Source organism: Streptomyces sp. CBMA291 (genome assembly GCF_014596525.1).
Taxonomy (GTDB): domain Bacteria; phylum Actinomycetota; class Actinomycetes; order Streptomycetales; family Streptomycetaceae; genus Streptomyces.
On record NZ_MSJP01000008.1, the window covers coordinates 151920 to 175484 of the forward strand.

A 23565-nucleotide genomic window follows, 5' to 3' on the forward strand; every position below is an offset into this window, starting at 1 on the left:
AGGCGGTGTAAAGTGCGGCCGGCCCGAACGGGTCGGCCGATCGCCGTATCGGGCGATGCTTGAAGTCGACGATCCCTGTGCTGGTGGCATCCATGTGGCACGTCATTCTGTACATCAACCCGTACTCCACGGCATTGATCCTCCTCGCCATGCTCCTCCTCTGTTTCCTGGCGTTCAGGAGCGAGCGAGTAAATACAGGTGGAGCCCGCGCGTCATTCGCCGCCCTCCTCTTTCTGACGCTCGTGGCGACACTGACGCCACAACAACCGATCGGGTCGAGCGATTACCATGTGTGGATGATTCCCGGACAGGGAATCCTTTTCGATTATTCCGCCATGGAAGGACTCGAAAGGTCGATGTATCTGCGTCAGCAGATCGCCAACCTTCTGATGTTCGTTCCCCTCGCGGTCGCTTTCCGCTTCGCTTTCCCCAAGTACGGTTCGTGGGGACCTGTGGTGATGGGCCTGCTGCTCAGCCTGTCGATCGAGGCAACGCAGTGGGTGATGGCCGCCGGACGGGTCGTGGACATCGACGATGTGATCGTCAACTCGGCTGGAACCGCCCTGGGCGCCCTTCTGTGCCTCCTCGGAGAGCGGCTCGCGCAGGTCGGCCGGGGCAGGCGCCGCTCCCGGAAACGGGCAGCCTCTCACCGGCGTTCCTTCCCGTCGGCATGACAGCGCCCGCCCACCTGCCGGGGGGGGGGAGCGGGCGCATGACGCCGTGGCCGTACTGGTCAGACGCTCGTGGTCACACCCACGAACGCGGTGCGCTCCTCCGGCGTGTGGCGGGCGCTGGTGGTGTTCCTCAGGCAGTAGCGGGCGGGCGGGCCAGGGTTCGAGGCGAGCCAGGTTCGAGGCGGGGCAGGAGGGTGAGCGAGAACAGCCCGGACCGGCTTCACCCCGCGCAATGCCCGGCCCCGGGGCAACGCCCGGCCCGCGCAGCACCCAGCCCCGTCCGGCTACGATCCGGGGATCGCTTTCGGGGAGGCCGCGTTGGGGGTGCACGGGGGCGAGGTCATGCTGTTCTTCTGCTGGTTCTCGGGCCTTGCCCTGGTGGGGGCCTGGCAGGTGCGGAGGGTTGTCAGGGCGGGGGCGGCGCTCGCCCCGTGGCGGGCCGGAGCGGTCTTCGGGGCCCTGGCGGTCCTCTCCTTGGTCCCGTTCCTGCTCGTCACGCTCTTTCGCGGTGCCGGGGCGGGCAGCAGTGTCTCCCTCGTCCCCTTCCGTGAATTCCGGGACGCCTTCTCCCGGGCCGAGATCGCCCTCTCCGATGTGACCTTCTTCAATTTCATCGGAAACATGCTTCTCCTCGTACCGTTCGGGGCGGGCCTCGCGTTCCTGTGGCCCGCCCCCCCGCCGCACGCTCAAGGTGGCCCTGACCGCCTCGGTGGTCTCCCTCGCCGTCGAGGCGTCCCAGTACGCGCTGCGCCTGGGCCGGGTCTCGTCCGTCGACGACGTCCTGCTCAATACGGCCGGCGCCGCGCTGGGCGCGCTTCTGGTCCGCCGCTGGAGCCGACGGCTGCCCGTCGCCCCCAGCGCCCTCGAAGACCCTGGCCCGGGTTGCCCGTTCGCCCATCGGACGCTGCCCTGACGGACCTTGTGCCCCGTCGGCCCCGCCGGTTAGACAGGGAGGAACGTACCCGTACCACGCCCTCCAGGGGGATTTCCATGCACGCCAAGGACGCACCGGCGCCGTCGACCGCGACGAGGGCGGAGGCGGGCGCTCGTCGTGACGGGCCGCGCGGCGGAACGGTCACCCCCGCCACCGGTGTCGGCGGTGCCCTGTCCCCGCAGTCGGTCCTCGCCCTCCAGCGCACGATCGGCAACGCCGCCGTCTCCCGGATGATCGAGGAGTCCCGGCACCAGCACGGCGCCGGGTGCGGCCACGCGCAGAGCCCTGAGGCCGCGCCCGCCCCCGTACAGCGTTCTTCCGTCCACGGCGTCCTGCGCAGTTCCGGGAGCCCCCTCGACGACGGCACCCGTGCCGACATGGAGTCCCGGCTCGGCGCCGACTTCTCCGATGTGCGCGTGCACGACGACAGCGCCGCCCGCGCCTCCGCCGCCGAGGTCGGCGCCCGCGCGTACACCTCCGGCAGCCACATCGTCATCGGCGCCGGCGGCGGCGACCGCCACACCCTCGCGCACGAGCTGACGCACGTCATCCAGCAGCGTCAGGGCCCGGTCTCCGGCACGGACAACGGCTCCGGGCTGCGCGTCTCCGATCCCTCGGACCGCTTCGAGCGGGAGGCAGAGGCGAACGCCCGGCGCGCGCTGTCGGGCGCGGCTCCGGCGGCGCCGGAGGCCGCCACCGCCGGTACGCGGCCCGTCCAGCGCGCGACCGAGGGGGCGCGGCCGGCCGTCCAGCGGGTGGTGACGGGGCAGGAGGGGACGTCCTCGTCCTCCGCCCCGTCGTACGGCACCGAGATCACGACCGCGCAGGAAGCGGCCGCCCACGGGCTGACGGCCGACAACACCCTCGTCGTGAACGCGGGGCACTCCGGCGACATGTACCACGTCCGGGCCGCCATGCTCCTCGACCCGACCCTCAAGCTCCTCATGTACGGCCTGCTGGACGACTTCGACGACGACGTCGACATCCCCCGGATCTCCGGCTCCGTACGCAGCAGGCTGATGACGGACGAGATTGGGCCGAGAGAGGAGCGAACGGCGGAGTTCAAGGCGACGAAGATGCGGCTCCAGCGAGGATCCGGCGACCGGGTGCCTCCGGCTGACATCACCACGCCGAAGGCCATCAAGACATGGCGCAAGGCTCAAGTGGACGCCGACATCGCCACGGAGCAGGCTCGGCTGGACGCCCACGAGACCGCCCTTGAGGAGCGGATCGGCACCACCATCGCCGGAGACATCACCAGCGAGAGGGACAACCGCCCCCGCGCGAAGCGTGCCATCGCCCGCAAAGCGCTGCACATGTACCAGCTCCACGCGGATCTGGGGCCCGCCCGGGTCTTCTTCACCAAGAAGTCCGGGGACAGCCTCGGGCTCGCGCACGGCGGTGGCGAGAACCTCTCCACCAACAAGTTCAGGAGCGGCATGACGGCTCAGAACGCGCGGGTCGGCGCCGAGGGCGGCGAGGAGCGGATGCAGGACTTCTACCGCGAGTACGCCGCTCCGGACGAGACCACCGCGCAGGCTTTCACCGCCGCTCGCGCGACGGCCGGTCACCCGCTGAGCAGGTTCCGGGCGGGCGTCCCGTACGTCATCGTGAACTACCGGGACAGCGGCCACACCGGGGAGGGGAACGCCCCCGCGCTCGACACCGGGCGGGAGGGCCTCGACCAGCTCCAGACCATGATCAGCGAGCATCCCGATCTCGGGGGCGCGCAGCCCGTGCTCATCGGCGGGTACCCGGAACCGAGCACCGTCAACGGGCCGCACCTGCTCAAGTACTGGGAATGGCCGGGGATGACGGGCCGCCGATCCGAGCTGGCGCTGCTCCACTACCTCAACGAGAACTTCAGGATCGTCGGCGCGATCGGCATGCGCAGCGGCGTCACCGACCAGTTCGCCTTCGCCGGGATCAAGACGCTGTCGATCGACATCTCCCCGAACCAGGCCAGGCCCGGGGAGGGTGAGGTGGTGGACGACGGGACGGACGTGGAGAAGTACCCGTCCAAGGGTTGGGAGCGCGGCGGGAAGCTGGAGGCGATCCTCGGTCCGCAGTACGGACGGGCCTTCCTCCGCGAGGCCAGGACCGACGACCAGAAGGTCACCGACAGTACGTGGGCGGGCTCCTTCGGGGAGGAGGACCGGAAGATGCTCCGTGACGCGATCGCGTACTTCTTCGCCGAGGCACGCTCCGACGGCAAAGCCCTCGCGACGGCCGAAGACTTCCGGCACTCCTCGCATCCGCTGCACCAGGACAGCCTCGACGAGCTCGAACAGAGCACCACGCTGGGCGAGGCGAAGAAGGCGGTGATCCGCGCGAGGATCGCGGCACAGCAGGTGTAGGGCGTCGACACCACCGTCCCGATGCCGCCGTCCCAGCGCCACCGCCCCGACACCGTCGTCCCAGCGTCATCGCCCACCAGCGGTGTCCACCACCGTTGTCCACCACCACCGTTGTCCAAACCCTTCCCCGTGACGGCTCCTTCGGCACACCGCCGAGGGGGCTGCGGGTCGTGCGCGGCGCCGACCTGGCGCACCGAACGGGGCATACTCGTCGGACATCCCGATCAGGAGGCAGCGTGAAGGCCGAAATCATCCGCACCGACCGGCTGACCCTGCTGCCCCTGAAGGCCGAGCACGCCGACGAGATGGCCGTCGCACTGTCCGATCCCGGCCTGCACACCTTCATCGGCGGCGCTCCGGACACCGCCCAGGCCCTGCGCGCCCGCTACGCACGCTGGGCGGCCGGCTCGCCCGTCCCCGCCGAGTCCTGGTGCAACTGGGTGATCCGGCTCCGCGACACCGACCGTCTGACCGGCACGGTCCAGGCCACCGTCACCACCGACGACCGCGGAGCCTGCGCGGAGATCGCCTGGGTGGTGGGAACCCCCTGGCAGCGGACCGGCATCGCCACCGAGGCGGCCCGCGGCCTCGTCGCCTGGCTCCGGAAGCACCCCCCGGTGCACACGGTCGTCGCCCACGTCCACCCCGACCACCAGGCATCCGCCGCCGTCGCCACCACGGCCGGACTCGCCCCCACCGACCAGCGGCACGACGGAGAGATCCGGTGGCGGCTGACCACCGGCTGATCCGGCGTATCCCCAGGTCCTGACGGCATGACGGCGCCCGCCCACCCGTCGGGGTGAGCGGGCGCCGCCGCCGTGGCCGTACCGGTCAGACGCTCGTGGTCACGCCCACGAACGCGGTCCACGAAGCCGGGGAGACGGCCAGCTGAGGACCTTCGGGGTTCTTGGAGTCACGGATGTGGACGGCGGCGGGGTGAGCGGCGACCTCGACGCACTCGCCGCCCTCGGGGCCGCTGTAGCTCGACTTGTACCAGTCGTAGCCGACCTCGACGCAGTTGCCGCCCTCGCTGTCGCTGTAGCTCGACTTCCGCCACTGGTAGGCGACTTCGATGCACTCGCCGCCTTCGGAGCTGCTGTAGCTGCTCTTGAACCAGGTCAGTTCTGCGGTGCTCATAGCTCTCCCAGCATCTTCTCGATGAACACCAGGGACTCTTGTGGGGTGAGTGCCTGTGCCCGGATAATCCCATACCGCTCGGCGTATGTACGTACCTCGTCATGGTCGGTAATCAGCCGGGCGTGCCCGTAGATCTCGGTGTACGCGACCTCCCGCTGCCCCTTGGGCGTGAGCAGGGTGAAGGACCCGCCCAGGTACGGGTGTTCCGCCTTGTCCAGAGGCATGATCTGAAGCTCGACGGACCGGCGTTGCGCCACATCGAGGACACGCAGCAACTGCTCTCGGTGGATCTCCGGACCGCCGAACGGCCGGAGCAGGACGGCCGCTTCCAGCACGAAGCTGATCGTCGGAGTGGGCCACCGGTCGAGCAGGACCTGTCGGGAGATCCGATCGGACACGCGCTTCTCGATGATCGCCTCGCTCAGGAGCGGCCGTCGATGTTCGAAGAGGGAGCGCGCGTAGGCGGCCGTCTGGAGGATGCCCGGCACCGCCTGCACCTCGTAATAGTGCAGAGCCACCGCCGCGGCCTCCGTCTTGGCGAAGCTTTGGAACCAGCCCGGGTGCCGTACCCGTGCCCTCGCCAACGCGGCCCGTACGTCCGTGACCGCCGCGATCAGGATGCCGTCCGCGTTGAGCAGAGGGTCCGCGAGGATCAGGAAGTCCGGCTGGGGGACCCGTACGCCCCTCTCGATCGCGGAGATCAGGTCCTCGCTGACGTGCGTGATCGAGGCCATCGCCGTCTGACTGAGTCCCGCGCGGCGGCGCAGGATCCTGATGATTTTGCCCAGCGCGTTGAACAGATGCGCCGTACCGTCCACTTCGGAGGGCTGCTCGGGCCGCTCCTCCGTATTCACTGCCATCCCTACCGCCTTCTTGACGCACTCGTGCCGTCACTCAGCGTCGTCGTGCCGCTGCTCGTCAGGCTAGAACCAGGGGGCGGGGCGAGAGGGCGGAATCCGTCGAACCGCCACTCCAAACGGTGAGTTCGCACTCCGGGCGTCCGCCGCGCGCCGGGGGTGTGCGCCCGCGCGCGCCCGGTCACGTCCACCGCATCGGGACGAACATGCGGACCACCTCAGTCGACGGGAGGGTTCTCCTTCCAGTGGTCGTGCTCGTCCGCCCACCACGCGACGGCGCAGTCCAGGCACCTGAGACGCCAGCGGTGGTCCTCGGTCCTCTTGTCGAAGGTCTTGGAGAGGATGACGGCGGTACGGCCGCACTTCACGCAGCGAACGGGGGGCTCCCGTCCTTCCGTTGGCATGGGGACAAGGCTAGTGCCGCCCCTGACCGGCCGGGACCGGCAGGGACTGGGGGAGGTCCCGGCCCCGGCGTACGGTCACCCCTGGTGGATCTTGAGACTGCCAGCAGCCCATGGCAGGCTCGGACCGGCCGAAATCCTGCGTGAAGGCGTCGACGGCCGAACCGGGATGCGGCCCGAACACGAGATGCGGATCGACGAGGAAGCCCGCGCGGCCCACCGCGCGAAGATCGAGCAGGCCGCCAGATCGGCCGCACCCATCAAGACCCAGGCCGTCGCTTCCGGATCCTGCCTGGCCCGCGCCGCCCGGCACGATCCGGAAGAGACGACCTAGCCGGACGAGCCCGGCGTACCGGCCGACCGTGATCGTTCTCGGCTCCGGCCGCTGTACCGGTGTTCCCCGAGGCCGTCGTCCAGCAGCTTCGCCCACTGGGCGACCACCCGGTCGCGGCGGGCGCCGTCGTCCGTGAGGAGGGTCGCGAGGCCGAGGCCCCGGGCCATGTCCAGGAGGCCCTGGACGGTTTCGCGGACGCCGGGGCGGGACTCGTCGGCGCCGAGGACCTCGACGGCGACCCGGTGCGACTCGCGGCCCACCCGCGCTTCCAGTTCCGTGACCCGGGCGCGCAGTTGCTCCTCGCCCGAGGCCGCCACCCACAGGTGGAGCGCGGCCCGGAAGAGCGGTCCCGTGAAGAGGTCGACGAGCGCGGCGACGGCCTCGTGCCGGTCGCGGGAGGGCAGGGCCCGCAGCGCGTTCGAGCGTTCCTCGGCGACGTACTCGACGGCGGCGGTGAACAGGTCCTCGCGGGTGCGGAAGTGGTGCTGCGCGGCGCCCCGGGAGACTCCGGCGCGCTCCGCCACGACCGCGACCGTGGAACCGGCCCAGCCGTGCTCGGCGAGACAGGAGACGGCGGCCTCCAGGAGCCGCTGCCGGGTGGCGCGGCTGCGGTCCTGCTTGGGTGCGGTCACAGCCGCCATGCGGGGTCCCGTCTTTCGAGGAAGGCCGTCATCCCCTCGCGTGCGTCGGCGGAGGCGAAGAGCGTGGCCGACTTCCGCACCAGGTCCTCCGCGTCACGTTCGAAGGTTTCCAGGACTCTAGCGGTGACCAGCCTCTTCGCTTCGCGCAGGCCCTGCGGGGAGGCGGCGCGCAGGGCGTCGAGGATGCCGGGCAGTTCCTCCTCGCCCGCCGTGACGAGCCCGGCGGCGCGGGCTTCGGGGACGCCGAAGCGCTCCCCCGTCAGGTAGTAGCGGGCGGCGGCGCCGGGTTCGAGGCGGGGCAGGAGGGTGAGGGAGACGACGGCGGGCGCGACCCCGATCCGTACCTCGGTGAGCGCGAAGTCCGCCGCCGCCCCGGCCACCACGAGGTCGCAGGCGCCGAGCAGGCCGAGGCCCCCGGCCCGTACGTGCCCGGTGACGTGGCCGACGACCGGCTTGGGCAGTTCGACGATCTGCCGGAGCAGGTCCACGAAGGCGTACGGGCTGGCGGGGCCCTTCAGATCGGCGCCCGCGCTGAACGTCGTACCGGTGTGGGTGAGGACGACCGCGCGGACCGCCGGGTCCTTGCCGCAGTCGGCGAGCGCGGCGGAGAGTTCGGCGACGAGCGCGGCGGAGAGGGCGTTGCGGTTGGCCGGGGAGTCCAGGGCGAGCGTGGTGATGCCCCGTTCCCCGGTGACGGCGATCAGATGGTTCATGCGCGCTCCCCCACTTCCCTGGTCCGGACCTCCCTGTCCCGGAGTTCCCTGCGGAGGATCTTCCCCGAGGCGGCCCGGGGTACGCCGTCGACGAAGGCGACGGCGCGGATCTTCTTGTACGGGGAGACCCGGGCGGCGACGTACGCCATGAGGTCCTCGGCGGTGAGGCCGGGCGCGGAGTCCTGGCGTACCACGAACGCCTTGGGGATCTCCGTACCGTCGGCGTCGACGACTCCGATGACGGCGGCGTCGGCCACGCCCTCGTGGGTGAGGAGCAGCGCTTCGAGTTCGGCGGGGGCGACCTGGAAGCCCTTGTACTTGATGAGTTCCTTGACGCGGTCGACGACGAAGAGCCAGCCGTCGGCGTCGACCCGGCCGACGTCCCCGGTGTGCAGCCACCCGTCGGCGTCGATCATGGCGGCGGTGGCCTCGGGCCGGCCGAGGTACCCCTTCATGACCTGCGGCCCCCGGATGGCGATCTCGCCCTCCGCGCCGGGTTCGGCGTCCCGGGCGGGGTCGTCGAGGCGGAGGATCCGCATCTCGGTGGAGGGCAGCAGCCTGCCGACGGTGCCGGGCGGCGGGTCCTGGGCGTCGCGGGGGACGGCGTGGGTGCCCGGGGACAGCTCGGTCATGCCGTACGCCTGGAGGACGGGCGGGAGTCCGAGCCGGGCGGAACAGGCGGCGGCGAGGGCTGCGTCGAGCGGGGCGGCGGCGCTGACGACGTACTCCAGGGAGGAGAGGTCGTAGTCGGCGACGGACGGGTGCTTGGCGAGGGCGAGGACGATCGGCGGGGCGACGTACAGACCCTTGATGCGGTGTTCCTGGATGGCGCCGAGGAAGGTGCCGAGTTCGAAGCGGGGCAGGACGACGACGGTGGCGCCACGGCGGAGGGGCGCGTTCATCAGAGCCGTAAGCCCGTAAATATGAAAAAAGGGAAGGATGGCGAGGATGCGGTCACCGGGGCCCATGGGGATGACCGGTTCCAACTGGGCGAGGTTGGTGGCGATGGAGGCGTGCGTCAGCATCACGCCCTTGGGGACGCCGGTGGTGCCGGAGGAGTACGGGAGCGCGGCGAGGTCTTCGGCGGGGTCGAGGACGGTCTCCGGGACGGGCGCGGTGCAGCCGAGGAAGGACTGGAGGGACGGTACGGGGTCGCCCTCGGGCGGCTGGTCGCAGACGAAGATCTCCCGGATGCCTCCGGCGAGCGCGGCGGCGGCGCGGGCGGCGGGGAGCAGCGGGGAGACGGTCACGATCCAGCGGGCGGCGGAGTCCCGCAGCTGCTTGGCGAACTCCTCGGCGGTGGCCAGCGGATGGACGGTGGTGACGGCGGCTCCGGCGCGGGTGGCGGCGTAGAAGGCGACGGGGAAGAGGACGGTGTTGGGGCTGTGCAGGGCGAGCACGTCCCCCTTGCGGACCCCGGCTTCGGCGAGCCCGGCGGCGACCGTCCGGTGGAAGGCGTCGACCTGCCCGTAGGTGAGGGTGAAGCCGGTGGCGCCGTCGATCAGCGCCGGGGTGTCGCCCCGCTCGGCGGCGCGCCCGAGGACGACGTCGTGGATGGGCTCGGAGAGGGGCTGAACGGGCTCGTACGCACTGCGGAACACCATGCGGACCTCCGGGGAGAGGGGAGGGGGCGGGGGTGGATCACGGACAGGCGGGGGGCTCTCGGGGCGTGGGGAGACCTTGGCAGGGGACTGGAGAAGAATCAAGCGTGCTTGCATGATTTCGAGGGCGGGGCGGGGAGCGGTCACGTCCACCCCGTACGCCTCACGGGCGGCGAGCCGCTTGAGGCGGCACCCGAACAGGGCGGCACGGCCAGGACCCGTGACCTGCGCCGTCGCGCGGGGGCGCGGGGAGTACGTAGACCGTGGCCGGCGCTGAGCAAGTGAAGGCCGCCGTCACGGGGGCGCGCGGGGAGGCACGAGCACCTGTCGGTGCCGCGAGCCGCGCGGGGGCTGACGGGCGCGGAGTGGCACTCGCTGCGCGAGTCACGGACCTAGGTCCGGGGGCTGCCCGGCCGGGGGCTGCCCCCTGCCCCTCCCGACCCGCGCCTGGGCCGGAAACAAGACGGTCCCGGTGCGTCCCCGCGCCGAAGCACGGGCACACCGGAACCGCCCACCGGGACACGCGCCCGGACGCCTACATCCGCCCGTCCCGCACCGCGTCCACCAGAGCCCCGAGGGCCCCGAAGCCCACGAGGAGCGCGGGGCCGGTCGGCACCTTGCTGTCCCGGACGGCGACGAGCCGACCTGCGGCATCGGCGATACCGCACTCGACGCACTGCGCGGTGCTGTCCGAGTACGTCGACTTCCACCAGGTGAGGGGGAGAGTGGAGGCGTCGGCGATGTGGTTCATGGGAAGTTCCTCGTCTCTCTGACCATTCGGTGGCCGCTCGACGGCGGGATGGTCACCGAAGCCGAGGACCTTGACGCTGCCGACCAGCCCGCCTGTGTTCCCCGGACGCGTGATTCCGTTCGGGCCACCCGGTAAGGGCAATGGGCCGGGCGCCCCGGGCGGAGAAAGTCCGCCGACGACAGCGCCCCTCATGTGGCCCCTGCGGGGTCATACGAGGGGCGTGTCGCGTATGAGGACGTTCCTCGGGATCGCCACGAGCGCGCCTAGAGAGCGCCCTCGGCCACGCTTCCGATGAACGTCTTCCAACCGTCCAAGGTGCTGCTCAGGACGGGACCCGCCTGCACCTTGCTGTCACGCGTGACGACCATGTCATCAAGGTAGGCCACCTCGACGCACTCACCGTTCCCGTTGCTGTGGCTCGACTTGAACCACTCTGCGTTCTCAACCCTGTCCATAGCTCCCTGCTACCTCAGAGATCAGATGTCTCGACGCCTGCTCGTCGAGCGATGCTTCCCAGATGCCGTCGAAGGCGGTGTCGTACTGTTTCACCTCCCCTTCCTTGTCCAGGTAGAGGCCCCCGGTGTACCCGTCCGCGTAGACCGTGGGCGGTTCCGTGGCGACCCCGTCGCCGGTCAGCGGGAACCGAAGAATCACGAATGGGCCCGTGACGACCCCCAGGTGCATCCCGGCGGCGAACGGCACCACGCGGAGTGAGATGTTCGGCAGTCCCGCGACATAGACCAGATGGGCGAGCTGCCGTGCCATCACCTCCGGTCCCCCGACAGAACGCCGCAGCACCGCCTCGCCCAGCACGACACGCACGGCCAATGGATCGGTGACCCGGGTGAGAAGCGCCTGCCTCTCGATGCGGAGGCGTACACGTCCATCAAGGTCCGCGTCACCAATCCCCCGGATGTGCGTACGGATGATCTCGCGTGCGTAGCCATCCGTCTGGAGCAAGCCAGGAACTAGATCACTGCCGTACACCGAGACGCTTTCCGCAGCCTCTTCGAGGCCCACGTACACATCGAACCCCTCCGGGATCGAGTCACCGTACGCATGCCACCAGCCGCGCGCCTTCGTCTCCTTCGCCAGGCCCATCAGCGCCTCGGTGAGGTCCGGCGGAGCGCCGTACACCTGGCACATCGCCTGGACGTCCAGGCTTCGCAGCGGAGTCTGGCCCGTCTCGATGCGCCACATCTTCGCTTCGGACCATTCCAGCTTCTTCGCCGCCGCGCGCACCGTCAGGCGCGCCCGATTGCGAAGCTCTTTGAGATTTCGACCCAGTTGACGACGTGGCACGGTCGATCCGGTCGGACCTTCTGCCATCTCAGCCCCTTCTCACAGTCCTCATTATGAAGGACTTTCGCCCCTCGCCATGAAAGCGGTCCGGCACTCGCCACGCACTACAAGACATCCGTTCGACACCTTTGCGGGCGGTACAACGGCATGAAGTCTTGCATGGGGTTGGGGATGCCATGCAGCCTGGCATTCCGCTCACCGTGAGCGAGCATTCCGCCGCTCGTCCGTCTGAATTCAGGCCCAACTCACCTGTCCCAGACGGCACTTGCCCGTGAGGAAAACCCATGCTCGATCTTCCGCCGGCGCTTCCGCCCACCCTCCACACCCCGACGGCCGCTCCCCCGCCCACGCTGATCCTGGCGAGCAAACCGCAATCCGCCCGAGCAGCGCGGGAGTTCGTGCGCGAGTTTCTCCGCCACCACGCTCCGGAGGCTCCGGAATCCCATGTCGACGCCGTCATTCTGGTGACCAGCGAACTGGTCACCAATGCCTACCGGTACGGCACCGAGAACGAGGATCTGATCCGGGTGGACCTCCACGCGGAGACGGACCGGACACACATCGAGGTCCACGACCCCACGCGACGTGCACCGCGCCGCCGCCCCGCCTCCGACGAGCGCAACCGGGGACGCGGCCTGATCGTCCTGGACGCGCTGTGCGGGGAGGCGTGGGGCGTCGGCGTCCGGCCGCTCGGGAAGTTCGTGTGGGCAGAGGTGCCGTGGACCGCCTGACGTGGACGAGCTGGATCCCGAAGAGGCCGTGCACCCGTATCCGTCGAAGAGCGCGCCACGAGTCCTGCGGGGTCCGAACGGCCACGGCCGACATCTGGCGTCTGGCGTCTGGCCTCTGGCATCCACTCGCCTTCCACGAGTGCCTGTCGGTGTCGTGGTCCGCGCGGGCGCCGACCGGCGTTTGAGGGCGGGGGCTCCGGGGCAGGGGACCTCGCACCAAAAACGGAACGGTCCCGGCGCATCCCCGCGCCGAAGCACGGGAACGCACCGGGACCGGTCGGCCCGCCGACGTCTTGCAGACGTCGTGCCGACGTCGGCGCCGAAGCGATCAGCCCTCGCAGGCCACCCCGTCGCCGTCGCGGTCGAGATGGCTGTCGTAGCCGGGTTCGCCGCGGTGGATGGGGGCGGCGCCCGCCGCGCGGGCGGCCGTGCAGTTGCGGTAGTAGACGCTGCTGCCGGCCGCCTCCTGGGTGGGCTCCGGCTCGGGGGCCACGGTCGGCGGCTGGGTGGTGGGCCGGGGCCGGGGGGCCGGAGGCTCGGTGGTCGGCTTGGGCGCCGGGGGCACGGTGGTCGGCTTCGGCGTCGGCTTGTGGAGCACGGTGTCCGGGGACTTCGGGCAGGGGATGCCCGGCTCCGTCAGGTACACCACGGGCACGGCGGCGGCGACCGGCTCCCCGGCCTCGGGACGCTGGAAGCAGACGAGCCAGTCGTCGTACTCGGCGGGAAGCTCGACGTCCTTGTAGACGGCGTAGGACCGGCCCAGATTGTCGGTCAGGAGCTGCTTGGCGGCCGTGTACGCACCACCGACGAGCGAGGGCATCACGGGAGCGTCCTCGGTCTTCTCCGGAGACGGAGTCGGAGTCGGCGTCGGGGTCGGCGTCGGGGACGCGGTGGTGGCGACGACCGGCTGCTTGGCCTTCGCGTCGTCCTCGGGCTTGTCCGGGGCGGGTATGAGGAAGGGCAGCAGGAACCACAGTCCGGAGAGAACGGTGGCCAGGATCTTCTGCTGCTGCTTCCAGAGGCTCGTCCAGGCAAGGGCGATGCCCGCCGGCGGGAAGATCACCAACAGGACGATGATCAGCGCGGGGTGCTGCCACCAGCGGCGCCGGGGCAGCGGCGGGGGCGGGGGCGGGGGTGCGTACGGGTGGGAAGGGGGCGGCGGGTACACGTACGACTCTCCCGGGAAATGTGAACCATGTGTGCGCAAAATACAGAGACCGCACACATGATATTCGGAACCGGAAGAGGGTGTGGGGGGAATGCCGGGGCTGGTGGTACGGGCAGGGCGAGGGTCCCACGGCTCCGGGAGGAGCCCCGACATCCGAGGGACCGTCACGCGGACCCACTGGGTCCCGGGCGGCTGCGGCCTGCCGCTCCGGGAGGACGCGGGGCAGGAGAATCATGCTCCTGGAAGACACGGGGCAGGAGAATCATGACGGCGTTCCACTCCTCCGCGCTGGACGGCGTGGCCCGGAATCCGGCGCTGCCGACGCCGCTGCTGCTGCGCCTGCTCGCCTTCGAGGGCGACGGCGGCCGTCCGCCCCGTGACGCTCCTCGGCGGGCCGGACTCCCCGAGTCGGCCGTCGCCCTCGTCCTGGCCCACCCGCACCCGGGCGCCCGGATCGACTTCGCCATGAGTGCCGGGGCGGAGCCCGCGCAGAGGGCCCGGCTCGCGGACGATCCTTCTCCCCAGGTGCGGGCGGCTCTCGCGTACGGGCCCGAGGTGTACGACCCGCGTACGAAGGTCCTGCCGCTCCCGGACGCGGTGTGCGCCCGTCTGCTCGACGACCCGGATCCTTCCGTCCGTTCGGCGCTGCTGGAGTCGCCCCATCTGGCGCCGTCGTTCGTGGCGTCCATGGCCACGCATCACCACCCGGCGGCGCGCCGGGCAGCGGTGCGGGCATGGAAGGCCCTGTCGGCGGGCGAACGGTCGGCACTGCGGGCCGACCCCGATCCCGAGGTGCGACGGGCCGCCGCGCTGCGAGAGTGCCGAACGGACACGCGCCTCACCGCCGCACTGATCCGCGACCCGAGATCCGCCGCCGAGGCGCTGCGCCGAGGGCTCCTCGTCCGCGCCGACGCCGAGCGCTACGTCGCCGAACGGACGCACCTGACGGCCCTCGCCGAGAACCCGTCACTGCCCGCCGACCTCGTGGAGCGGCTCGCCGTCGACCCCGACGAGGACGTACGGCTCGCCGTCTCCCTCCGGCCGGAGCTGGAAGAGACACGACGCATGGCAATCGACTTCACGGCCGGGGATCTCGACAGGGGCGACGGCGTGCGGTGGGTACGGGACGGGCTCGCCGACCCCGAGGTGCTGCGGCGGGCCGCGACCTCCGCGCACCCGCTGCTCCGACGCGCCGCCGCCCGAAGCCCCCGTCTGCCGCCCGACCTGCTGCGCCTGCTCGCCCGCTTCGAGGACCCCGTGCTGGAGAACCTCCTGGGCATTCACCATCCCGACACCCCGGAGGAGGTCCTGATGCGTGTGTACGCGCGGCTCGGCGGGACGTTCTCCGCCTGGATGGCGGAAACGCACCCCCACTTCCCCCGTAAGGGCCTCACCGCCCGCTACGCGGACCACCCGGACGGGAACTACCGCCGCCTGGCCGTACGGGACCCGGCCGCCACACCGGAGCTGATCGAACGGCTCAGCCACGACCCCGCCGTCCGGACACGCCAGGCGGCGACCCGCGACCCGCGTCTTCCGCTCCCCCGGCTCCGCGAGGCCCTCCACGTCCCCGAACTGGCCGCCGCCGCGGGCGCCAACCCGGCGCTTCCGGAGGGGGAGATGGCCGCAGTCCTGGACCGGGCCCGCGTCCCCGCCTGACCGGCGAGCCGAAGTGCGGCACGGCACCCGCGCAGGAATCGTCCACACCGGAGCAAAGGCTCCCTCCACCAGGACCCGAGCCCTACGCTCCTCGTCATGGTTCTCGAAGCGCGCAAACCTCCCAGGGGCCCGATCACGCCGAAACCGGCCCCGAAGCCGCGAGGGCCCATCACACCGGACAAGAACCCGCCCGCGCCGCCGGACCACCCTCCGCCGCCCGGAGCCTGAGATGTCCACAGGGCGCATCCGCTGGGATCAGCTCCCCGAAGCTCTGGTGAAAGCCGTCGGGGAGCGGCTCGGTACGGCGTTCACGGCGCGGGACGCGGAGCACTCGGCGGCGGCGGGGGTCGCCGCCCTGCTCGACCTGGCGGCGGGGGCGCCTGACATCGGCCCCGGCTCCTCCCCCTCCCCCGCCTCCGCATCCGCGTCCGGCACCGTCTTCGTCAAGGGGCAGCGCGACCCCGCCCCCGCCGTCGGGACCGCGTCCGAGGAGGACGGTTCCTGGTGGGGGCCCGGCTGGTCGCCCGTGGACGAGCTGGATCTCGAAGAGGCCGTGAACCCGTATCTGCCGAAGAGCGCGCCTCGGGTCCTGTGGCGTCTGGACGGGTACGGCTGGCAGCTGCTCGCCTTCGAGGGCGTGCCGGGGCGGGGCGCGGACTTCGCGCCCGGCTCGCCGGATCTCGCGCCGGTCGCCGCGGCCCTGGCCGAGCTGGCGCCGCTGCCCGCACCGCCCGGGGTGCGGCTGCCCACCGCCTGGGACCGGTGGGGCTACTACTGCGCCGCCGCCGACCGGGGCCTGCTCGCCGGTTCCCGGCTGCTGCACACGGACCCCGCCTCGACCAACATCCTCGTGGAGGAAGGCGTACGGGCCCGGCTGGTCGACTGGTCGTGGGCGACGGCCGGTCCGGTCTGGATCGATACGGCGCTGTGGGGGATGCGGCTGGTCTCCACCGGCGGGCACTCCCCCGAGCAGGCGTGGCGGTGGGCGGCGCGGGTGCCGGGCTGGAGCGCGGCCGACCCGAAGGCGGTCGCGACCCTCGTACGGGCGGAGGCACGGCGCTGGCACGATCTCGCCGCCGAGCGCGTGCCCACCGCCGACTCGATCGCCCGGTCCGCCGACGAGTGGGCCGGTTTCCTCGCCGCCCGCGAGGGGGACTGACCCGCGCGGGCCGGTCCCGCGAAGGGGACTGCCCCGCGCAGACCCGGGAGGTCGCCGTCACGAGGGAACGGAACCCTCGCGTGTCACACGGAGAACCCCAGCATCACCACCACCCCCGCCAGTCCACAGACGAAGCCCGCCAAGGACAGGAGGCGGTGGGGGCCCCGGAAGAGGCCCAGGGTGCCGGAGGTGAGGGCGAGGACGGCGGTGAGGAAGGGGATGCCGGAGCCGACGTAGGCCATGGCCGCCACCCCGGCCACCGTGACCGCGCCGAGGGCCAGCGAGGTGGGGCCGTACGCCGAACTCGCGTCGTCCTTATAGTCCTTGGTCATCCTGTGCGGCCCCTCCCCCTCGATCTCCAGGCCCGACCAGGGTCGCACTCCTCAGTACGACTTGGGCAGCCCCAACGTCTGATGGGAGACGTAGTTCAGGATCATCTCCCGGCTCACCGGGGCGATACGGGCCACCCGTGCCGCCGTGATCAGGCGGGCCAGGCCGAATTCCCTGGTCAGGCCGTTGCCGCCGAGGGTGTGGACCGCTTGGTCCACCGCCTTCACGCACGCCTCGCCCGCCGCGTACTTCGCCATGTTCGCCGCCTCGCCCGCGCCCGCGTCGTCGCCCGCGTCGTAGAGCCGGGCCGCCTTCGCCATCATCAGGCGGGCCAGTTCCAGTTCGATGTGGGCCTGGGCCAGGGGGTGGGCGATGGCCTGGTGGGCGCCGATCGGGGTCTTCCACACCTGGCGTTCCTTCGCGTACTCCACCGCCCGCGCCAGCGCGTACCGGCCCATGCCGATCGCGAACGCGGCCGTCATGATCCGCTCCGGGTTGAGCCCCGCGAAGAGCTGGAGCAGGCCCGCGTCCTCGTCGCCCACGAGCGCCTCCGGCGGCAGCCGCACATCGTCCAGCGTCAGCTCGAACTGCTTCTCCTGCGCGTCGAGTTCCATCTCTATGTGCCGCCGCCCGAAGCCGGTCGTCTCGCGCGGGACGATGAACAGGCACGGCTTCAGCGAGCCCGTCCGCGCGTCCGACGTACGGCCCACGATCAGCGTGGCGTCCGCGATGTCGACGCCCGACACGAAGACCTTCCGGCCGTTGAGGACCCAGCCGGTCTCCGTGCGGGTCGCGGTGGTGGTGATGCGGTGCGAGTTGGAGCCCGCGTCCGGCTCCGTGATGCCGAAGGCCATCGTCAGGGAGCCGTCCGCGAGCCCCGGCAGCCAGGTCCGCTTCTGCTCCTCCGTGCCGAAGCGGGCGATGACCGTGCCGCAGATCGCCGGTGACACCACCATCATCAGGAGCGGGGCTCCCGCCGTGCCCGCCTCCTCCAGGACGATCGACAGCTCGGCCATCCCGCCTCCCCCGCCGCCGTACTCCTCGGGCAGGTTCACACCCAGATAGCCGAGCTTGCCCGCCTCCGCCCACAGGGCCGCCCGGTCGAATCCGGGGCCATGGCGGCGACCGAGCGCGGCGACGGCGGTGCGGAGCGCGGTGTGCTCGGACGGTTCGATGTCGGTGCTCATACGGACGGTTCCTCCTGTGCTTCGGTCAGGACAGGGCTTGGGGTGGGGGTGGGGGTGAGGGTGGGGGTAGGGCCGGGGTGGGGGCTTCGGTGGGGGCTTCGGTCAGGGGTGTTCTTCCGGCAGGACTACGGCCAGCAGGGTGCCCATCTCGACCTGGCGGCCCGGTGTGGCGTGGAGTGCGGTGAGCGTGCCGGAGGCCGGGGCGGTGACGCGGTGTTCCATCTTCATGGCCTCCAGCCAGAGCAGTGGCCGGCCCGCCGTGACCCGGTCGCCGACGGCGAGACCGTCCGCGACCCGGACGACGGTGCCGGGCATGGGGGCGAGCAGCGAACCGGGGGCCGTCCGCTCGCGAGGGTCGGCGAAACGGGGGCGAGGGACGAGCCGGTGCCGTCCCGCGTGGACGACACCGTCCCCGTACGCGTCGACGTCCATGTGCCGTACGACTCCGGCGACTTCGAGGCTCACCCGGCGCGGCGCCGTCGCCACGACCCGGATTCCGGCGGGGGCCGTGACCTCGTACCCGCCGTCCCTGGTGGGGCGGTAGCGGACCTCGATCTCCCCTTCCTCCGCGCTCCCTCCCTCTCCCTTCCGGGTGATTCCGTAGGTGCGGGTCTCGTCCTGCGAGCGGAGGTTGCGCCAGCCGCCGCCGAAGCGGCCCCGGGCGGTGGTCGCGGCGGTGGCCGCCGTCGCCAGGGCGGCGGCCACCGCCGCCGCCTCCGCGCCTCCCCCCTCGTCCCCGGGCGCGGTCAGCCCGGTCAGGTGCCGGTCGTAGAAGCCGGTGCTCAGCCCCTCCCCCGTCGTGAACTCGGGGTGCCGCAGCGAGGCGACGAGGAGGTCCCGGTTGGTGACCGGGCCGTGCACCCGGGCCCGTTCCAGGGTGTGGGCGAGCTTGCGGACGGCCTGCTCGCGGGTGGCCGCGTGGACGGTGACCTTCGCCAGCATCGGGTCGTAGTGGACGCCGACCGCGTCCCCCGCCTCGTACCCCGAGTCGACCCTGACCCGACCCTCACGGGGGAACCCGAAGGCGTGCAGGACCCCCGTCTGCGGGGCCCACGCGCGGGCGGGGTCCTCCGCGTAGAGGCGCGCCTCCACCGCGTGGCCGTGTGGCGCGGGCGGTTCCGGGGGCAGGGCGTGACCCTCGGCGATGCCGATCTGGAGGGCCACGAGGTCGACCCCGTACACCTCCTCCGTCACGGGGTGCTCGACCTGGAGGCGCGTGTTCATCTCCAGGAAGTGCGCCCGTCCGTCGGCGACGAGGAATTCGACCGTGCCCGCGCCGACGTAGCCGACGCTCTTCGCCGCGCGGACGGCCGTGTCCAGGAGGGACGCTTCGAGCGGGGCGGGCAGTCCGGGCGCGGGCGCCTCCTCGATCACCTTCTGGTGCCGCCGCTGGAGGGTGCAGTCCCGGGTGCCGAGCGCCCACACCGTGCCGTGGGCGTCGCAGAGCAGCTGCACCTCGATGTGCCGCCCGTCCTCCACGTACGGCTCGACGAACACCTCCCCGTCCCCGAAGGCACTCGCCGCCTCCGTCGACGCCGACGCCAACTCCCCTTGCAGAGACGCCAGTTCGCGTACGATCCGCATGCCTCGGCCGCCGCCGCCCGCCGCCGCCTTCACCAGGACGGGCAGGTCTGCCTCGCGGACGTCCTCCGGTGCGAGGGGCGCGATGCCGAGGAGTTCCTTCGCCCGGGTCTTCGACGCCATCGCCTCGATCGCCTCCGGCGGCGGACCGATCCACGTCAGCCCGGCGGCCAGCACCGCCCGCGCGAAGTCCGCGTTCTCGGAGAGGAAGCCGTAGCCCGGGTGGACGGCGTCGGCGCCCGCCGCCCGCGCCGCCGCGATCACCAGATCCCCGCGCAGATACGTCTCCGAGGGCGCCGCTCCCGGCAGCCGTACCGCCGTGTCCGCCTCCCGTACGTGCAGGGCTCCGGCGTCCGCGTCGGAGTACACCGCCACCGTGGCCAGGCCCAGTTCCCGGCAGGTGCGGAAGACCCGGCAGGCGATCTCGCCCCGGTTCGCGACCAGTACGGACGTCATCATCGTCAGTGCCCTCACATCCGGAAGACGCCGAAGCCGCCGCGTGCGCCCTCGACCGGTGCCGTGTGGATCGCGGACAGACACAGTCCCAGGACCGTGCGGGTGTCGCGGGGGTCGATGACCCCGTCGTCGTAGAGCCGCCCCGAGAGGAACATCGGCAGCGACTCGGATTCGATCTGCGCCTCGACGAGCGCCCGCAGTCCGGCGTCGGACTCCTCGTCGTACGGCTGTCCCTTCGCCGCCGCGCTCGCCCGCGCCACGATCGAGAGGACCCCGGCGAGCTGCTGCGGGCCCATCACGGCGGACTTGGCGCTGGGCCAGGCGAAGAGGAACCGGGGGTCGTACGCCCTTCCGCACATGCCGTAGTGCCCGGCGCCGTAGCTCGCACCCATGAGGACGGAGAGGTGCGGGACCTTCGAGTTCGACACCGCGTTGATCATCATCGCGCCGTGTTTGACGATCCCGCCCTGCTCGTACTCCTTGCCCACCATGTAGCCGGTGGTGTTGTGCAGGAAGAGCAGGGGGATGTCACGCTGGTTGGCGAGCTGGATGAACTGCGCGGCTTTCTGCGACTCGGCGGAGAACAGCACGCCCTGGGCGTTGGCGAGGACGCCGACCGGGTAGCCGTGCAGGCTCGCCCAGCCCGTCACCAGGCTCGTCCCGTACAGCGGCTTGAACTCGTCGAAGTCCGAGCCGTCGACGATCCGGGCGATCACCTCGCGCGGGTCGAAGGGGATCTTCAGATCGCCGGGGACGATCCCGAGCAGCTCCTCCGCGTCGTGCTTCGGGGGCTCCGCCGGGCCCGGATCGGCGTACCGCTTGCGGTGGTTGAGGCGGGCGACGATCCGGCGCGCCTGGCGCAGCGCGTCCGGCTCGTCGACGGCGTAGTGGTCGGCGAGCCCGCTGGTGCGCGCGTGCATCGCGGCGCCGCCGAGCGACTCGTCGTCGCTCTCCTCGCCCGTCGCCATCTTGACCAGCGGCGGACCGCCGAGGAACACCTTCGAGCGTTCCTCGATCATCACGGTGTGGTCGGACATCCCGGGGACGTACGCGCCTCCGGCGGTCGAGTTGCCGAAGACGACCGCGACCGTGGGGATGCCTGCGGCCGAGAGCCGGGTCAGATCGCGGAAGAGCGCCCCGCCGGGGATGAAAATCTCCTTCTGGGAGGGCAGATCGGCGCCGCCGGACTCGACGAGCGAGACGACAGGCAGCCGGTTGGCGTACGCGATCTCGTTGGCCCGCAGTGCCTTCTTCAGCGTCCACGGGTTGGAGGCGCCGCCGCGCACGGTGGGGTCGTTGGCGGTGATCAGGCACTCGACGCCCTCGACGACCCCGATGCCGGTGATCAGGGACGCCCCTACGGTGTAGTCGCTGCCCCAGGCGGCGAGCGGGGACAGTTCGAGGAACGGCGAGTCGGGGTCGACGAGCAGTTCGATCCGCTCCCGCGCGAGCATCTTGCCGCGCCGCCGGTGCCGCTCGGTGTACTTCTCGCCGCCGCCCGCGAGCGCCTTGGCCTGCTCGGCGTCGAGCGCGGCCAGCTTGTCGAGCATGGCGGCGCGGTGGGCCCGGTGGTCGTCGCCGTCGGGATCGAGGGCGGTGGGGAGGACGGTCACAGGAGACCCTCCGGGGTGACCCTGACGGGGGTGGCGGGGTGGCTTCTCTTCGGGACGGCCGGGTGGCTTCCCTTAGGGGCGGCGGGAGTGGCCGGGTGGCTTCTCGTCGGGGTGGCCGGGGGAACGGCGGGCGCGGTCACAGGAGTTCCTCCGGGATGTCGAGGTGGCGGGAGCGGAGCCATTCGCCGAGGGCCTTGGCCTGGGGGTCGAAGCGGGACCGGGAGGCGACGCCCTCGCCGAGGATTCCCGCGATCGTGAAGTTGAGCGCCCGCAGCCCCGGCAGGACGTGCCGGGTCACGTCGAGACCGGCGGTCTCGGGCAGCAGCTCCCGCAGCCGGTCCACCGTGAGCGCGTGGGCGAGCCAGCGCCACTCGGCCTCCGTGCGGACCCACACCCCGATGTTGGCGTCGCCGCCCTTGTCGCCGCTACGGGCCCCGGCGACCCGGCCGAGCGGCGCCCGCCGTACGGGCCCGGCCGGCAGCGGCTCGGGAAGGGGCGGTTCGGGTACGGGTGCCAGGGCGCGGGTCCGTACCGGGGCGGGGACGGCGTGCCGGGTCCCGTCGGGCAGGACCGCCGTGTGCGGGACCTCCCCTACGGGCACGGACGCGCTCTCGCACACCCCGTAGGGGGCGCCCCTGCCGGGTGGGGCGGTGACATGGAAGCCGGGGTAGCTGGCGAGGGCGAGTTCGATCGCCGCCCCTGTCAGGGTCCGGCCGGTCCTCTCGGGGTCGGGGTCCCGGACGACCAGGCGCAGCAGGGCGCTCGCGGTCTCCTCGGTGGCGGCGTCGGGGTGGTCGGTGCGGACCAGTTCCCAGTGGGTCTCCGCCGGGGGCGCGGCGGACAGCGCGTCCTCCAACTGGGCTCGCACCAGGGCGGCCTTGGCCTCGATGTCGAGGCCGGTCAGGACGAAGACGACCTCGTTGCGGAAGCCGCCGAGCCTGCTGATCCCGACCTTGAGGTCCGGGGGCGGGGCCTCGCCCCGTACTCCCTCGATCCTGACCCGGTCGGGCCCTTCCGTGACGAGCCGTACGGTGTCGAGGCGGGCGGTCGTGTCGGGGCCGGGGTAGCGGGCGCCGGCCGTCTCGTAGAGCAGTTGGGCGGTGACCGTGCCGAGGTCGACCAGGCCCCCGGTGCCGGGGTGCTTGGTGATCACCGCGCTGCCGTCGGCGTGGAGTTCGGCGAGGGGGAAGCCGGGGCGGCGCAGGACGGCCGGATCGAGTTCGCGGAAGAAGGCGTAGTTGCCTCCGGTGGCCTGGGTGCCGCACTCCAGGACGTGCCCGGCGACGACCGCGCCCGCGAGCCGGTCGTACTCCTCCGGGCCCCAGCCGAAGTGCCATTGCGCGGGGCCGGTGACGAGAGCCGCGTCGGTGACCCGGCCGGTGACGACGACATCGGCACCGGCCGCGAGGCAGGCGGCGATCCCGGCGCCGCCGAGGTAGGCGTGGGTGGCGAGCGCGCCGCCCTCGGCGGGCAGCCGGTCGCCCTCGACCCACCCGATCCGGGTCGGCAGGCCGAGCTTCGCGGCGAGTGCGCGCAGGGCTTCGGCGAGACCGGCGGGGTTCAGCCCGCCCGCGTTGGCGACGATCCGGACTCCGCGCTCGTGGGCGAGGCCGAGGCCCTCCTCCATCTGGCGCAGGAACGTCTTCGCGTACCCGGCGGCGGGGTCCTTCAGCTGGTCGCGACCGAGGATGAGCATGGTCAGTTCGGCGAGATAGTCGCCGGTGAGGACGTCGAGCCCGCCCCCGGTGAGCATCTCGCGGACGGCGTCGAAACGGTCACCGTAGAAGCCGGAGGCGTTGCCGATACGGAGAGCGGGGGGTGTGGGGGGCGTGGGGAGGCTGGAGGGGGTGGGGAGGCTGGAGGAGGGGGTGGGGGGCATGGGGTCAGGCCTCCTCGGGCTTCCCGTACGGGTCGGGTCCCGGGGGCGCGGGCCGCTCAGGGTCCCTGTACGGGTCGGGTCCCGGGGGCGCGGGCCGCTC

General features: G+C 71.9%; 22 protein-coding genes and 1 pseudogene. 8 read left to right on the plus strand and 15 right to left on the minus strand.

Going from position 1 to position 23565, the window contains the following annotated elements; translation table 11 throughout:
- Positions 1 to 59 precede the first annotated feature (59 nt).
- The 4 genes from BU197_RS02025 (at position 60) to BU197_RS02040 (ending at position 4711) form a co-directional block, all read left to right on the plus strand.
- The gene (locus tag BU197_RS02025) at positions 60 to 674 is read left to right on the plus strand and encodes a VanZ family protein (protein ID WP_188266398.1); all 615 of its coding nucleotides are present in this window, start codon (positions 60 to 62) and stop codon (positions 672 to 674) included.
- 691 nt (positions 675 to 1365) lie between these two features.
- Entirely contained in the window at positions 1366 to 1587 is a 222-nt protein-coding gene (locus tag BU197_RS30145) for a VanZ family protein (protein ID WP_317452075.1), read from the plus strand.
- Positions 1588 to 1664: 77 nt separating this feature from the next.
- A complete protein-coding gene (locus BU197_RS30150) occupies positions 1665 to 3965 on the plus strand; it encodes a DUF4157 domain-containing protein (RefSeq protein ID WP_223182765.1) in 2301 nt (766 codons plus the stop codon).
- Positions 3966 to 4201: 236 nt separating this feature from the next.
- Positions 4202 to 4711 carry a GNAT family N-acetyltransferase gene (locus tag BU197_RS02040; RefSeq protein ID WP_317452076.1) on the plus strand — a complete coding sequence of 170 codons (510 nt, stop codon included), beginning with the start codon at positions 4202 to 4204 and terminating at the stop codon, positions 4709 to 4711.
- Positions 4712 to 4796: 85 nt separating this feature from the next.
- On the opposite strand, the gene BU197_RS02045 is transcribed toward BU197_RS02040, so the two are convergent.
- The 3 genes from BU197_RS02045 to BU197_RS02055 all read right to left on the minus strand — a co-directional run bounded on the left by BU197_RS02045 (position 4797) and on the right by BU197_RS02055 (position 6363).
- Positions 4797 to 5102, minus strand: coding sequence for a DUF397 domain-containing protein (locus tag BU197_RS02045; protein ID WP_188266399.1), 306 nt, complete (start codon positions 5100 to 5102; stop codon positions 4797 to 4799).
- Positions 5099 to 5962: a helix-turn-helix domain-containing protein gene (locus BU197_RS02050; RefSeq protein ID WP_188266400.1), complete on the minus strand. Its 864-nt coding sequence runs from the start codon at positions 5960 to 5962 to the stop codon at positions 5099 to 5101. Before BU197_RS02050 ends, BU197_RS02045 begins: the two co-directional genes overlap by 4 nt.
- Positions 5963 to 6177: 215 nt before the next feature.
- Positions 6178 to 6363, minus strand: coding sequence for a hypothetical protein (locus BU197_RS02055; RefSeq protein ID WP_188266490.1), 186 nt, complete (start codon positions 6361 to 6363; stop codon positions 6178 to 6180).
- A gap of 121 nt (positions 6364 to 6484) precedes the next feature.
- Here BU197_RS02055 and BU197_RS02060 point away from each other — a divergent pair.
- Positions 6485 to 6694: pseudogene (locus BU197_RS02060) on the plus strand (hypothetical protein); the annotation flags it as partial.
- Here the strand turns inward: BU197_RS02060 and BU197_RS02065 are convergent.
- From BU197_RS02065 to BU197_RS02090, 6 genes are all read right to left on the minus strand, one after another.
- Positions 6691 to 7335: a TetR/AcrR family transcriptional regulator gene (locus tag BU197_RS02065; protein ID WP_223182766.1), complete on the minus strand. Its 645-nt coding sequence runs from the start codon at positions 7333 to 7335 to the stop codon at positions 6691 to 6693. The pseudogene BU197_RS02060 and the gene BU197_RS02065 sit on opposite strands and share 4 nt — an antisense overlap.
- Positions 7323 to 8048, minus strand: a complete 726-nt coding sequence (locus BU197_RS02070; protein ID WP_188266402.1) for an enoyl-CoA hydratase family protein — start codon at positions 8046 to 8048, stop codon at positions 7323 to 7325. Before BU197_RS02070 ends, BU197_RS02065 begins: the two co-directional genes overlap by 13 nt.
- Positions 8045 to 9652 (minus strand): AMP-binding protein, encoded by a 1608-nt coding sequence (locus BU197_RS02075; protein WP_188266403.1) that lies wholly within the window; start codon positions 9650 to 9652, stop codon positions 8045 to 8047. Before BU197_RS02075 ends, BU197_RS02070 begins: the two co-directional genes overlap by 4 nt.
- 532 nt (positions 9653 to 10184) lie before the next feature.
- A complete protein-coding gene (locus BU197_RS02080) occupies positions 10185 to 10400 on the minus strand; it encodes a DUF397 domain-containing protein (protein ID WP_188266404.1) in 216 nt (71 codons plus the stop codon).
- Positions 10401 to 10663: 263 nt separating this feature from the next.
- On the minus strand, positions 10664 to 10855 hold the full coding sequence (locus BU197_RS02085) for a DUF397 domain-containing protein (RefSeq protein ID WP_188266405.1): 192 nt from the start codon (positions 10853 to 10855) through the stop codon (positions 10664 to 10666).
- On the minus strand, positions 10842 to 11729 hold the full coding sequence (locus BU197_RS02090; protein WP_188266406.1) for a helix-turn-helix domain-containing protein: 888 nt from the start codon (positions 11727 to 11729) through the stop codon (positions 10842 to 10844). Before BU197_RS02090 ends, BU197_RS02085 begins: the two co-directional genes overlap by 14 nt.
- A gap of 257 nt (positions 11730 to 11986) precedes the next feature.
- Between BU197_RS02090 and BU197_RS02095 the strand changes: the two genes are divergently transcribed.
- Positions 11987 to 12433 carry an ATP-binding protein gene (locus tag BU197_RS02095; protein ID WP_188266407.1) on the plus strand — a complete coding sequence of 149 codons (447 nt, stop codon included), beginning with the start codon at positions 11987 to 11989 and terminating at the stop codon, positions 12431 to 12433.
- 328 nt (positions 12434 to 12761) lie between these two features.
- Here BU197_RS02095 and BU197_RS31420 read toward each other — a convergent pair whose 3' ends face one another.
- The gene (locus BU197_RS31420) at positions 12762 to 13601 is read right to left on the minus strand and encodes an excalibur calcium-binding domain-containing protein (RefSeq protein WP_411158428.1); all 840 of its coding nucleotides are present in this window, start codon (positions 13599 to 13601) and stop codon (positions 12762 to 12764) included.
- 264 nt (positions 13602 to 13865) lie between these two features.
- Between BU197_RS31420 and BU197_RS02105 the strand changes: the two genes are divergently transcribed.
- Together BU197_RS02105 and BU197_RS02110 are read left to right on the plus strand one after the other, a co-directional pair.
- Positions 13866 to 15260, plus strand: a complete 1395-nt coding sequence (locus BU197_RS02105; RefSeq protein WP_188266408.1) for a Mucin-2 — start codon at positions 13866 to 13868, stop codon at positions 15258 to 15260.
- A gap of 229 nt (positions 15261 to 15489) precedes the next feature.
- Positions 15490 to 16419, plus strand: a complete 930-nt coding sequence (locus BU197_RS02110; protein ID WP_188266409.1) for an aminoglycoside phosphotransferase — start codon at positions 15490 to 15492, stop codon at positions 16417 to 16419.
- A gap of 83 nt (positions 16420 to 16502) precedes the next feature.
- On the opposite strand, the gene BU197_RS02115 is transcribed toward BU197_RS02110, so the two are convergent.
- The 5 genes from BU197_RS02115 to BU197_RS02135 all read right to left on the minus strand — a co-directional run bounded on the left by BU197_RS02115 (position 16503) and on the right by BU197_RS02135 (position 23465).
- The gene (locus BU197_RS02115) at positions 16503 to 16751 is read right to left on the minus strand and encodes a hypothetical protein (RefSeq protein ID WP_188266410.1); all 249 of its coding nucleotides are present in this window, start codon (positions 16749 to 16751) and stop codon (positions 16503 to 16505) included.
- A gap of 51 nt (positions 16752 to 16802) precedes the next feature.
- Positions 16803 to 17936 (minus strand): acyl-CoA dehydrogenase family protein, encoded by a 1134-nt coding sequence (locus tag BU197_RS02120; RefSeq protein ID WP_188266411.1) that lies wholly within the window; start codon positions 17934 to 17936, stop codon positions 16803 to 16805.
- 102 nt (positions 17937 to 18038) lie between these two features.
- Complete coding sequence (locus BU197_RS02125; protein ID WP_188266412.1) at positions 18039 to 19976, minus strand: acetyl/propionyl/methylcrotonyl-CoA carboxylase subunit alpha; 1938 nt, start codon at positions 19974 to 19976, stop codon at positions 18039 to 18041.
- Between the two features lie 11 nt (positions 19977 to 19987).
- Positions 19988 to 21586, minus strand: a complete 1599-nt coding sequence (locus BU197_RS02130; RefSeq protein ID WP_188266413.1) for an acyl-CoA carboxylase subunit beta — start codon at positions 21584 to 21586, stop codon at positions 19988 to 19990.
- Between the two features lie 136 nt (positions 21587 to 21722).
- Positions 21723 to 23465 (minus strand): acyclic terpene utilization AtuA family protein, encoded by a 1743-nt coding sequence (locus BU197_RS02135; protein ID WP_188266414.1) that lies wholly within the window; start codon positions 23463 to 23465, stop codon positions 21723 to 21725.
- Positions 23466 to 23565 lie beyond the last annotated feature (100 nt).